The following is an 11591-nucleotide window of genomic DNA, read 5'->3' as shown; positions in this document are numbered from 1 at the left end:
ATGCCAGTCAGAAGGACTGGCATTTTGCTGGCGGGATGTACACAATGAAGCAAAAGAGTTATGCGGCTGTTTCTGTTTCTTCAGCTTCAACAGGGACAATCACGCTGGCGTGGTTACCTTTTGGCCCCTGGTGAACATCAAACCGAACCGCTTGTCCGGCTTTTAGCGTTCTGTAACCATCCATCTGGATGGTCGAGTAATGGGCGAAAATGTCTTCGCCGCCGCCCTCAGGGCAGATAAAACCGAACCCTTTGGCATTGTTGAACCACTTAACAGTACCCATTTCCATACTTCGACATCCTTCGTAAATCTTATAAGTAAGATGGAATGAACCGGTAGTGGAGTGACGAGTTGTTCATTTGCTCGCCAACTCTCGCCACTACAATTTAGAGAAATCAGGAAATGCGTCAAGCGATTGACGCCAGGGGACGGTGAAAAATGCGTCAAAATTTGAAGCAGTTAACGCTATTGCCGGGGAATGTGACAGACGTCGCGGATGGAAGTAATAGATGATAATTATCTATGATCTATTGTAGATTTGTGATGTGCATAGCCTCTGGTCATCGACAGGCCACCGCCTGTTGGCAACAGCAACCGATGATGAACACTGACGATGAGTAAGAGAGACTGGTTGGACTTCGATCAGCTAATTGAGGACGAAGTTAAAGATGCGCTTAAACCGCCATCTATGTATAAAGTGATATTAGTCAATGATGACTACACTCCAATGGAGTTTGTTATTGACGTGTTACAAAAATTCTTTTCTTATGATGTTGAACGTGCAACGCAACTGATGCTGACGGTTCACTATCAAGGTAAAGCGATTTGCGGGGTGTTTACCGCAGAAGTCGCAGAAACCAAAGTATCGATGGTGAACCAGTATGCGAGGGAGAACGAACATCCGTTGTTGTGTACGCTAGAAAAAGCCTGAATGCAGGCAATAAACTTGGGGGAGGTGCCTATGCTCAATCAAGAACTGGAACTCAGTTTAAACATGGCTTTCGCCAGAGCGCGCGAGCACCGTCATGAGTTCATGACCGTCGAGCACTTGTTGCTGGCGCTGCTTAGCAACCCTTCGGCCCGCGAAGCGCTTGAAGCGTGTTCAGTGGACCTGGTCGCGCTGCGTCAGGAGCTTGAAGCCTTCATCGAACAGACCACACCCGTACTGCCTGCAACGGAAGAAGAGCGCGACACTCAGCCGACGCTGAGCTTCCAGCGCGTGCTGCAACGTGCTGTTTTCCACGTCCAGTCTTCCGGCCGCAGCGAAGTGACCGGCGCCAACGTTCTGGTCGCGATTTTTAGCGAACAGGAATCTCAGGCGGCATACCTGCTGCGTAAACATGAAGTCAGCCGACTTGATGTGGTGAATTTCATCTCTCACGGTACGCGTAAAGACGAGCCGAGCCAGTCTTCCGATAACAGCGGAAGTCAGCCTGGCAGCAGCGAAGAGCAAGCAGGCGGGGAGGATCGTATGGAAAACTTCACCACCAACCTCAACCAGCTTGCCCGCGTAGGCGGTATCGATCCGCTGATCGGCCGCGAGAAAGAGCTGGAACGTGCTATTCAGGTTCTGTGCCGCCGCCGCAAGAACAACCCGCTGCTGGTGGGGGAATCCGGCGTTGGTAAAACCGCTATTGCTGAAGGACTTGCCTGGCGTATCGTGCAGGGCGACGTGCCGGAAGTGATGGCTGATTGCACTATCTATTCACTGGATATTGGCTCGCTGCTGGCAGGTACTAAATACCGCGGCGACTTTGAAAAACGCTTTAAAGCGCTGCTTAAGCAGCTGGAGCAGGACACCAACAGTATTCTGTTCATCGATGAGATCCACACCATTATCGGTGCGGGGGCGGCTTCCGGCGGGCAGGTCGATGCCGCTAACCTGATTAAACCGCTGCTTTCCAGCGGTAAGATTCGGGTCATTGGCTCGACGACCTATCAGGAGTTCAGCAACATCTTTGAAAAAGATCGTGCCCTGGCGCGGCGTTTCCAGAAAATTGATATCACCGAACCTTCCGTGGAAGAGACGGTGCAGATTATTAACGGCCTGAAGCCGAAGTATGAAGCGCACCACGAAGTCCGTTACACCGCGAAAGCGGTACGTGCGGCGGTAGAGCTGGCGGTGAAGTACATTAACGATCGTCATCTGCCGGATAAGGCGATTGACGTGATTGATGAAGCCGGGGCGCGTGCGCGCTTGATGCCGGTGAGCAAACGTAAGAAAACGGTTAACGTGGCGGATATTGAGTCCGTGGTGGCGCGGATTGCGCGTATACCTGAGAAGAGCGTTTCCCGCAGCGATCGCGATACGCTGAAAAACCTCGGCGATCGCCTGAAAATGCTGGTCTTCGGCCAGGATAAGGCGATTGAGGCCTTAACCGAAGCGATCAAGATGGCGCGCGCCGGGCTTGGCCATGAGCACAAACCCGTCGGCTCTTTCCTGTTTGCCGGGCCTACCGGGGTCGGTAAAACCGAGGTTACCGTACAGCTGGCGAAGTCGCTGGGCATTGAGCTGCTGCGTTTTGATATGTCCGAATATATGGAACGTCATACCGTCAGCCGCTTAATCGGTGCGCCTCCGGGCTACGTCGGTTTCGATCAGGGCGGGCTGCTGACCGATGCGGTTATTAAGCATCCGCACGCGGTGCTGCTGCTGGATGAAATTGAAAAGGCGCATCCGGACGTCTTTAACCTGCTGCTGCAGGTGATGGATAACGGGACGCTGACCGACAACAACGGCCGCAAAGCGGATTTCCGCAACGTGGTGCTGGTGATGACCACCAACGCCGGGGTGCGTGAAACCGAGCGTAAATCCATTGGCCTCATCCATCAGGACAACAGTCCGGATGCGATGGATGAGATCAAAAAGATCTTTACGCCGGAGTTCCGTAACCGTCTCGACAACATTATCTGGTTCGATCATCTGTCTACGACGGTTATCCATCAGGTGGTGGATAAATTTATCGTCGAGCTGCAGGTTCAGCTGGATCAGAAAGGCGTCTCTTTGGAAGTCAGCCAGGAAGCCCGCGATTGGCTGGCCGAGAAAGGCTACGACCGGGCCATGGGCGCGCGTCCGATGGCGCGGGTGATTCAGGACAACCTGAAAAAACCGCTGGCCAACGAGCTGCTCTTTGGCTCACTGGTTGACGGCGGACAGGTGACCGTTGAACTGGATAAAGAGAAAAATGCGCTGACCTACGACTTTCAGAGTGCGCAGAAGCACAAACCGGAAGCGGCGCATTAAGTTTCGGTACTCAGTGACAAAACCGGCCTCAGGGCCGGTTTTTTTATCTGCGCGCTTTAAGTTGTAAATGACGCAGAAATGAAAAGACCGGGAATTATCCCGGCCTTCAGCATCTGGCGCGCTAAGCGCGAAAACGATCAGCGACTACGGAAGACAATGCGGCCTTTGCTCAGGTCGTACGGGGTCAGCTCAACAGTCACTTTGTCGCCCGTCAGAATGCGGATGTAGTTTTTACGCATTTTACCGGAAATATGCGCAGTTACCACGTGACCGTTTTCCAGTTCTACGCGGAACATAGTGTTAGGCAGCGTATCAAGTACGGTGCCCTGCATTTCAATATTGTCTTCTTTGGCCATCTAGTCCTCTGGGGTATCACTACCGTAGTTTTGAACCGGCAAGATAATGCCGAAGTTCAGCAAGTATGTAAAGTTTTACGTCAAATCGCCGAAGTAGTTTTGGCGCATTACCCGTAATTCACGCGGATAAACCGGGTGACAGGCGCAAACGTAAAGGGGGAGTGACAGAACAATGGGTGTTATCTGACTCTTATTATTCCCAAACGGCGGCGGGGCAACGGGCAGAAGCTACTCTACCGCGCAATTATAACATCCCAACAAAAAATGTGCTGAAAACATTTATGCTTCTCCTGCAAATAGCACCCTTGGTACCCAGAATCGCTCCGGCAGACGATACGTCCGCAGCACGGAAAGATAGTCGAGGTAATCGCGGCGGGGAATTTCCACTGCGCCCAGCGACGCCGTATGCTTATTCAGCACCTGACAATCGATTAATTTTCCGCCATCCTGCGAAAATATCTGGCTAAAGACCAGCAGCGCGGTTTTAGAGGCGTTTTCGGCACGGCTGAACATCGACTCTCCGCAAAACAGCGCGCCCTGCGCGACGCCGTACATCCCGCCGACTAATTCCTTTCCCTGCCATACTTCAACAGAATGAGCATGTCCCAGCTCATGCAGCTGGTGGTACGCCTGAACGATCCCCGGCGTTATCCATGTTCCCTCATCGCGGTGGTCGGCGCAGCCCTCGATAACCTGACCAAAGGCGTGATTCAGCGTGACGCGATAAGGCGAGCGCTGATGGAAACGCTTCATACTGCGGCTGAGATGAAATTTCTCTGGCCACAGTACCGCTCGCGGATCGGGGGACCACCACAAAATAGGGTCGCCGGGCGAAAACCACGGAAAAATACCGCGCTGATAGGCCATCAGTAAACGCGCCGGGCTAAGATCGCCGCCCAGCGCTAACAGGCCATTAGGTTCGCGTAAAGCGCCTTCCGGGGAGGGGAAGGCGATGGAATGATGAGAGAGCTGAACCAGCCGCATTTTTACCTCAACGCATCAGGCAATGATTCAATAGTAGCCTACAGGCGCTGCTTAAACTGGTAGTAACGCCCCTGTTCAGCCAGCAATTCTGCGTGACTACCTTGCTCAATAATCTTCCCGTTGTCCATGACTATTATCTGATTAAAACGCGCCAGTCCGCGCAGACGATGGGTTACCATTAACACGGTTTTTTCACGCATCACTTCCGCCAGTAAATCAAGGATTTGACTTTCGGTCGTCGCATCGAGGCCTTCAGTAGGTTCATCAAGCAGCATGACCGGCGCATCGTGAAGCAGGGCGCGGGCGATAGCCAGCCTGCGCAGCTCGCCGCCGGAAAGCTGGCGACCGCCTTCTCCCAGCCAGCTGTTCAGACCGCTATCTTCCAGTAATTTCGCTAAGCCGACGCGTTCAAGCGTTTGGGCAAGTCGGGCATCGCTGGCTCCGGGAGAAGCCAGCAGCAGGTTGTCGCGCAGCGTAGCGCTGAACAGATGTACGCGCTGCGGCACGACGCTCATCGCCCGGCGCAGCGTCGCCTCATTAAACTGCCCCAGCGGCTGATTGTTGAGTAAGATTTCCCCTTCAGCCGGATCCCAGGCGCGGGTCAGCAGCTGCAGCAGGGTCGATTTACCGCAGCCTGTTCGTCCGAGGATGGCGATATGCTCTCCGGCCTCGATCTGCAATGACACTTTCTCCAGCGCGGGAGAGGGCTGCTGCGGATAGCTGAAGGTGACCTGATGTAAGCGTAACGAGACGCGATCCAGCGTCTGGCCTTTGCCCTGAGGGAAGGCCACTTCCGGCTCTTGCTCGGTAATTTGCGTGATGCGCTTTGCGGAGGCGATCACCTGCCCCAAATGCTGAAATGCGCCGGTTACCGGCGCCAGCGCTTCAAACGCCGCCAGCGCGCAGAAGACAAACAGCGCAATCAGCGCCCCTGGCTGAGTATCGCCGCCAACGCCCGCGGAGGCGAGCCACAGCATAGCAATAACCGCAATACCGCCAATCAGCAGCATCAGCGCCTGGGAGAGCGCGGTCAGCTCAGCCTGGCGACGCTGCGCATCCAGCCAGCGCGCTTCCGTTTTTTCCATTTGCTGCCGGTAGCGGTCGCTGGCGTTGAACAGCATGAGTTCCGCCTGTCCCTGGAGCCATGAGGTCAGATGCTGGCGATATTGCCCGCGAAGCCGGGTTATGCTTTCACCTGCGGGTTTACCTGCGCGATAGAACAGCGGCGGCATCACCAGCAGGGTGAGCAGCATAATACCACCGAGGGTCAGGGCCAGAGTGACGTCCAGCACGCTCAACCCTACGGTGACGACCAGGATCACTACCAGCGCGCCTACCAGCGGTGATATGACGCGCAAATAGAGATGATCCAGGGTATCGACATCTGCAACCACCCGGTTAAGCAGCTCGCCCTGACGAAAACGCGCCAGTCCGGCGGGGGAGAGCGGCAGCAGCTTACTGAAGGTAAAGACCCGCAGGTGTTGCAGAACGCGGAAGGTGGCGTCATGGCTGACCAGACGCTCAAAGTAGCGGCCCGCGGTGCGAATAATTGCCGCGCCGCGCACGCCCGCGGCTGGCAGCATATAGTTAAAGCTGTAGATGCCCGCCACGCCAACGACGGCTGATGCCGACAGGAACCAGCCGGATAGCGTTAATAAGCCAATGCTGGCCAGCAGCGTCACGATCGCCAGCACGATACCGAGCAGCAACAGCCATTTGTGTCGTTTGTACAGCGCCAGGTAAGGCCATAATGCGCGCATTTAAATCTCCTCCTGACGATGAGCGAGCAGGGTCGCGAAGGGGCCGCCAGCGGCCGCCAGCTGCGAATAGCTGCCTTGCTCAACAATTCGACCATCCTGCATAACCCAGATCGCATCCCAGTTCGCCAGTCCTTCCAGCTGATGGGTAACCATTAGCGTGGTTTGCTGCGTTGATGCATTGGTCAGCGCCTGCATCACGCGCTGTTCGCTATGCGCGTCAAGGCTGGCGGCAGGCTCATCAAGCAGCAGCAGACGACAGGGCACCAGCAGCGCTCGTGCGACGGCGACGCGCTGAGCCTGCCCGACCGACAGTCGGCCGGCCTGATCGCCAACAGGCGTATTAATACCCTGCGGCAGAAGAGAGACGAACTCGCTAACCCAGGCTTTATCCAGCGCAAGCTGCAGCTGCGCTTCGGTGGCTTCAGGGCAGGAGAGCAGGACGTTTTCGCGCAGCGTCGCCGCGGGCAGCTGCGGATTTTGCCCGACCCAGCTCAGGAGACGACGCCAGCGGTCGGCATCCAGACTCTTTAACTCGACGCCATTGACCTTGAGCGAGCCGTCATAGGGAAGAAAACCCGTTAACGTATTCAGTAGCGAGCTTTTTCCCGAGCCGCTTTGCCCAACCAGCACCACGCGTTCACCGGCGCGCAGGGAAAAATTCAGCGGCCCGGCCAGCACTTTCCCTTCGGGAGACTTAATCAGCAGGTCGCGAGCTTCAAGGCTTACCGTTTCATCATCTTTTAATGCCTTTTCCCCACGCTCTGCCTGCGCCAGCGGCGCTTCCATAAAGGTCTTCAGGCTATCGGCGGCGCCAATCGCCTGCGCTTTCGCATGATAAAAGGTGCCTAAATCGCGCAGTGGCTGGAAAAACTCAGGAGCCAGAATCAGGGCGAGGAAACCGGACATCAACGTCACCCCGGCGCCGTAATGGCCAAAGTTGAGCTCTCCCAGATAGGAAAAACCAAAGTAAACGGCGACCAGCGCAATCGACAGCGAGGTGAAAAACTCCAGGACACCGGAGGAGAGAAACGCCAGGCGCAGCACTTCCATTGTTCGCTGGCGGAAATCCTGCGAGGCCTCGCGTATGTTGTCCGTCTCCGCTTCGCCGCGATGAAAAATACGCAGCGTTTCCATACCGCGCAGGCGATCGAGAAAATGGCCGCTTAAACGCGCCAGAGCGAGAAAGTTGCGCCGGTTGGCATCAGCCGCGCCCATTCCCACCAGCGCCATAAACAGCGGAATAAGCGGTGCGGTACCCAGCAGAATCAGCGCCGCGGCCCAGTTGATGGGGAAAATCGTGATAACAATCAGCAACGGTACAGAGGCGGCCAGCGTCATCTGCGGCAAATAGCGAGCATAGTAGTCATGCATATCGTCGATCTGCTCAAGGATCAGCGTGGCCCAGCTACCCGCAGGTTTGCCCTGTATCCACGCCGGTCCCGCCTGCTGTAAACGATCCAGAACCTGACGGCGGATCTCAAGGCGGATATGTTGACCGGCCTGAAAACCCACTCTTTCACGCAGCCAGACCACCCAGGCGCGCAGCACAAAGACCAGCACCAGTAGCGTAAAGGGCAGCAGCAGCGCCGTCGCGGGGATATTTTCCATAATCATGCGATGGAGGATCCTCGCCAGGAACCAGGCCTGGGCGACGATCAACAGGCCGCTAACGACGCCCAATACGCGGGAAATCATCAACCAGCGACGGGAGATAATGCTTTGATCTTTTAACCAACGGGTTAACTCTTGTTGACGGGTTTTATTCATTGCGCGCTTAGCAGGTGTAGTTATGAGTTTTTTGGGCACGGCAATGTTACAACGAGGCAAAAATAAAGGCGACTTTTCGTCGCCTTCTTTACCTTTGTTACTGACTTGTAAAGATTATTTGCAAGCGTCGGCTAAACCATCCAGATAGCGCTCCGCGTCCAGCGCTGCCATGCAGCCGGTACCCGCAGAAGTTATCGCCTGACGGTAGATATGATCCATCACGTCGCCGGCGGCGAAGACGCCCGGGATGCTGGTCTGGGTGGCGTTGCCGTGGATGCCGGACTGGACTTTAATGTAGCCGTTTTCCAGCTCCAGCTGACCGGCGAAAATTGCCGTGTTCGGGCTGTGGCCGATAGCCACGAACAGCCCCGCAACCTCCAGGGATTCAACGTTATCCGCATTCTGGGTATCGCGCAGACGCAAGCCGCTTACGCCCATTTGGTCGCCGGTCACTTCTTCCAGCGTACGGTGGGTGTGCAGCACGATATTGCCGCTCTCCACTTTGTCCATCAGGCGTTTGATAAGGATTTTTTCCGCGCGGAAGCCGTCACGACGGTGGATCAAATGCACTTCGGAAGCGATGTTAGACAGGTACAGCGCCTCTTCGACGGCCGTATTGCCGCCGCCGATGACGGCAACCTTCTGGTTACGATAGAAGAAACCGTCGCAGGTCGCACAGGCAGACACGCCGCGGCCCTTAAACGCTTCTTCCGAGGGAAGACCCAGATAGCGTGCTGAAGCGCCGGTGGCAATAATCAGGGCATCGCAGGTGTATTCGCCGCTGTCGCCGACCAGACGGAACGGACGGTTTTGCAGGTCGACGCTGTTGATATGATCGAAAATAATTTCGGTTTCAAATTTGGTGGCATGTTCATGCATGCGCTCCATCAGCAGCGGTCCGGTCAGATCGTTAGGATCGCCTGGCCAGTTTTCCACTTCCGTGGTGGTGGTCAGCTGACCGCCTTTTTCCATTCCGGTAATCAGTACCGGCTGCAGATTTGCGCGCGCTGCGTAGACCGCAGCGGTGTATCCCGCAGGTCCAGAACCAAGAATAAGCAGTTTACTGTGTTTGGCCGTGCCCATGAGATCCTCATAATTTATTGGCATACATGAGCTGGATTGTAGGGAATTTGTGGACGTAAAAAAAGAGCGCGGCGGTTTTGTTAACGATATGTGCAATAGAAGCTGCCGATTAATCGGCGATTTAACGAACGAAGAATATAACTAATTCTACTGTTAGCGAGACAATTATAAGAGGAAAACATGAGAATCAACTGGGGAGGATTATGAATATCTGGCATCTTGTACTAAAAATCGATGTTTTGCTTTGACAATCCCCTGTGCTTTTGCGAAAACATTCATGGAAGAAGAAAAGCAGTGTTTCGCGTGTGGCGAATTTTCATGCACGCAAATGCCATTTTTATCCGGGTTAGCGAAATCTACGCATGGTGTGGACAGACGCCATGCGTGGTGTCGGTGGCTGCCGTCAGGCAACGGGCTTCTCACGTACCCCTGGGTTACCCAACGTCGTACGGGTGATAACAGGATGGACTCTGGCAGTGAAGGCTCAGAGTCGGAACAGGAGTAGGGAAGGAATACAGAGAGACAATAATAATGGTAGATAGCAAGAAGCGCCCTGGCAAAGATCTCGACCGCATTGATCGTAATATATTGAATGAATTGCAAAAAGACGGGCGTATTTCCAACGTCGAGCTTTCTAAACGGGTGGGACTTTCTCCGACGCCTTGCCTTGAGCGCGTGCGTCGACTGGAAAGACAGGGTTTTATTCAGGGCTATACAGCGCTGCTCAACCCGCACTATCTGGATGCATCACTTCTGGTATTTGTTGAGATTACTCTGAATCGTGGCGCGCCGGATGTGTTTGAGCAATTTAACTCCGCTGTGCAAAAACTTGAAGAAATTCAAGAGTGTCATCTGGTTTCCGGGGATTTTGACTACCTGTTGAAAACCCGCGTACCGGATATGTCAGCGTATCGTAAATTACTGGGCGAGACCTTGCTGCGCCTGCCGGGCGTAAATGACACCCGTACCTATGTGGTAATGGAAGAAGTCAAGCAGAGTAATCGTCTGGTAATCAAGACGCGCTAACACGGAACAGGTGCAAAATCGATGTAGTTTGATTACACTCCTGTTAATCCATACAGCAACAGTGCCGGGGAGACCCGGCACTGTTGTCCGTTTTAGCCGAAGGCAGGAAACAGCCTGATACCTGGAGAGCCTTTCTTGAGCCAGGAATACACTGAAGACAAAGAAGTCAAATTCACAAAGCTGAGTAGCGGACGCCGGCTCCTTGAGGCGTTACTCATTCTTTGCTCCCTTTTTGCCATCTGGTTGATGGCGGCCTTACTCAGCTTTAATCCCTCGGATCCTAGCTGGTCGCAAACGGCGTGGCATGAGCCTATTCACAACATAGGCGGGACGCCGGGAGCCTGGCTTGCCGATACGCTATTTTTTATTTTTGGCGTAATGGCCTATACCATTCCGGTCATCATTATCGGCGGCTGCTGGTTTGCCTGGCGTCATCAAGAAAACGACGAGTACATCGACTATTTCGCCGTCTCGCTGCGTTTAATTGGCGCGCTGGCGCTGATCCTCACTTCCTGCGGTCTGGCGGCAATCAACGCTGATGATATCTGGTATTTCGCCTCCGGCGGCGTGATCGGCAGCCTGCTGAGCACCACCCTGCAACCGCTGCTGCACAGCAGCGGCGGCACAATCGCGCTGCTCTGCATCTGGGCGGCAGGACTGACGCTATTTACCGGCTGGTCCTGGGTTAGCATTGCTGAAAAACTCGGCGGTGCGATTCTTTCTATTCTCACGTTTGCCAGCAACCGTACCCGTCGTGACGATACCTGGGTTGATGAAGGGGAATATGAAGATGATGAAGAAGAATATGAAGATGATGAACCCGCGAAGCAGCAGGGTTCTCGACGCGCGCGAATTTTACGCAGCGCCTTAGCTCGCCGCCAGCGTCTGGCTGAGAAGTTCTCTAATCCGATGGGACGTAAGACCGATGCGGCGCTGTTCTCGGGTAAACGGATGGATGACGCCGAAGACGAGGTCCAGTACAGCGCCGGCGGTGCGCCTGTTGCCGCTGACGATGTCCTTTTTTCTGGCTCCAGCGCAGCGCGTCCGGCAAATGCTGATGATGTTCTGTTCTCCGGCGTCAGTGCGGCACGTCCCGGCGATTTTGACCCCTACGATCCTCTGTTAAACGGTCATAGCATTGCCGATCCGGTGGCTTTGGCCGCGCAGGATACCGCTGCGCCGCAGGCATGGTCTGAACCGCTGCCAGGGTATGAGGCTCAGCCGGTCTATCATCCGGAACAGGCACCGGTACAGCAGCCAGCATATCAGCCAGAACCGGCTTACCAGCCGCAGCATGCGTACCAGCCAGAACAGGCACCGGTACAGCAGCCAGCGTATCAGCCAGCACCGACTTATCAGCCGCAGCATGCG

10 protein-coding genes are annotated in these 11591 nt (G+C 54.9%); 4 read left to right on the top strand and 6 right to left on the bottom strand.

Annotation, left to right across the window (positions count from 1 at the left end; genetic code table 11):
• Positions 1 to 58: 58 nt before the first annotated feature.
• A complete protein-coding gene (gene cspD, locus F8562_RS27365) occupies positions 59 to 289 on the bottom strand; it encodes a cold shock-like protein CspD (protein ID WP_004100627.1) in 231 nt (76 codons plus the stop codon).
• A 324-nt stretch (positions 290 to 613) separates the two neighbouring features.
• Here cspD and clpS point away from each other — a divergent pair, with 324 nt between their 5' ends.
• A complete protein-coding gene (clpS, locus tag F8562_RS27360) occupies positions 614 to 931 on the top strand; it encodes an ATP-dependent Clp protease adapter ClpS (protein WP_004100628.1) in 318 nt (105 codons plus the stop codon).
• 30 nt (positions 932 to 961) lie between these two features.
• Complete coding sequence (clpA, locus tag F8562_RS27355; RefSeq protein WP_151891956.1) at positions 962 to 3244, top strand: ATP-dependent Clp protease ATP-binding subunit ClpA; 2283 nt, start codon at positions 962 to 964, stop codon at positions 3242 to 3244.
• Positions 3245 to 3381: 137 nt separating this feature from the next.
• On the opposite strand, the gene infA is transcribed toward clpA, so the two are convergent.
• From infA to trxB, 5 genes are all read right to left on the bottom strand, one after another.
• Positions 3382 to 3600 (bottom strand): translation initiation factor IF-1, encoded by a 219-nt coding sequence (gene infA, locus F8562_RS27350; RefSeq protein WP_002211347.1) that lies wholly within the window; start codon positions 3598 to 3600, stop codon positions 3382 to 3384.
• A 279-nt stretch (positions 3601 to 3879) separates the two neighbouring features.
• The gene (gene aat, locus F8562_RS27340; RefSeq protein ID WP_009653303.1) at positions 3880 to 4584 is read right to left on the bottom strand and encodes a leucyl/phenylalanyl-tRNA--protein transferase; all 705 of its coding nucleotides are present in this window, start codon (positions 4582 to 4584) and stop codon (positions 3880 to 3882) included.
• A gap of 38 nt (positions 4585 to 4622) precedes the next feature.
• Positions 4623 to 6344 (bottom strand): heme ABC transporter ATP-binding protein/permease CydC, encoded by a 1722-nt coding sequence (gene cydC / locus F8562_RS27335; RefSeq protein ID WP_014837950.1) that lies wholly within the window; start codon positions 6342 to 6344, stop codon positions 4623 to 4625.
• Positions 6345 to 8111, bottom strand: coding sequence for a heme ABC transporter permease/ATP-binding protein CydD (gene cydD / locus F8562_RS27330; protein WP_014228628.1), 1767 nt, complete (start codon positions 8109 to 8111; stop codon positions 6345 to 6347). It abuts the gene before it with no gap.
• A gap of 114 nt (positions 8112 to 8225) precedes the next feature.
• Positions 8226 to 9194, bottom strand: a complete 969-nt coding sequence (gene trxB, locus F8562_RS27325) for a thioredoxin-disulfide reductase (RefSeq protein ID WP_004849433.1) — start codon at positions 9192 to 9194, stop codon at positions 8226 to 8228.
• Positions 9195 to 9725: 531 nt separating this feature from the next.
• On the opposite strand from trxB, the gene lrp reads away from it, so the two are divergent.
• Entirely contained in the window at positions 9726 to 10220 is a 495-nt protein-coding gene (gene lrp / locus F8562_RS27320; protein ID WP_002439523.1) for a leucine-responsive transcriptional regulator Lrp, read from the top strand.
• Between the two features lie 135 nt (positions 10221 to 10355).
• On the top strand, positions 10356 to 11591 hold a 1236-nt coding region (locus F8562_RS29630; RefSeq protein ID WP_226789540.1), incomplete at its 3' end, for a DNA translocase FtsK 4TM domain-containing protein.

Origin of the sequence: Klebsiella sp. RCJ4, assembly GCF_009025755.1 — a bacterium.
Taxonomy (GTDB): Bacteria; Pseudomonadota; Gammaproteobacteria; order Enterobacterales; family Enterobacteriaceae; genus Klebsiella; species Klebsiella michiganensis.
Note: the sequence above shows the minus strand (reverse complement) of the source record. Positions and strands in the feature narration are given on the sequence as shown.

Excerpts from the sequence above, each read along its gene's own strand:
- trxB (WP_004849433.1), bottom strand. The coding sequence starts at position 9,194 with ATGGGCACGGCCAAACACAGTAAACTGCTTATTCTTGGTTCTGGACCT.
- clpA (WP_151891956.1), top strand. The coding sequence starts at position 962 with ATGCTCAATCAAGAACTGGAACTCAGTTTAAACATGGCTTTCGCCAGA.
- aat (WP_009653303.1), bottom strand. The coding sequence starts at position 4,584 with ATGCGGCTGGTTCAGCTCTCTCATCATTCCATCGCCTTCCCCTCCCCG.
- clpS (WP_004100628.1), top strand. The coding sequence starts at position 614 with ATGAGTAAGAGAGACTGGTTGGACTTCGATCAGCTAATTGAGGACGAA.
- cydC (WP_014837950.1), bottom strand. The coding sequence starts at position 6,344 with ATGCGCGCATTATGGCCTTACCTGGCGCTGTACAAACGACACAAATGG.
- cydD (WP_014228628.1), bottom strand. The coding sequence starts at position 8,111 with ATGAATAAAACCCGTCAACAAGAGTTAACCCGTTGGTTAAAAGATCAA.
- cspD (WP_004100627.1), bottom strand. The coding sequence starts at position 289 with ATGGAAATGGGTACTGTTAAGTGGTTCAACAATGCCAAAGGGTTCGGT.
- infA (WP_002211347.1), bottom strand. The coding sequence starts at position 3,600 with ATGGCCAAAGAAGACAATATTGAAATGCAGGGCACCGTACTTGATACG.
- lrp (WP_002439523.1), top strand. The coding sequence starts at position 9,726 with ATGGTAGATAGCAAGAAGCGCCCTGGCAAAGATCTCGACCGCATTGAT.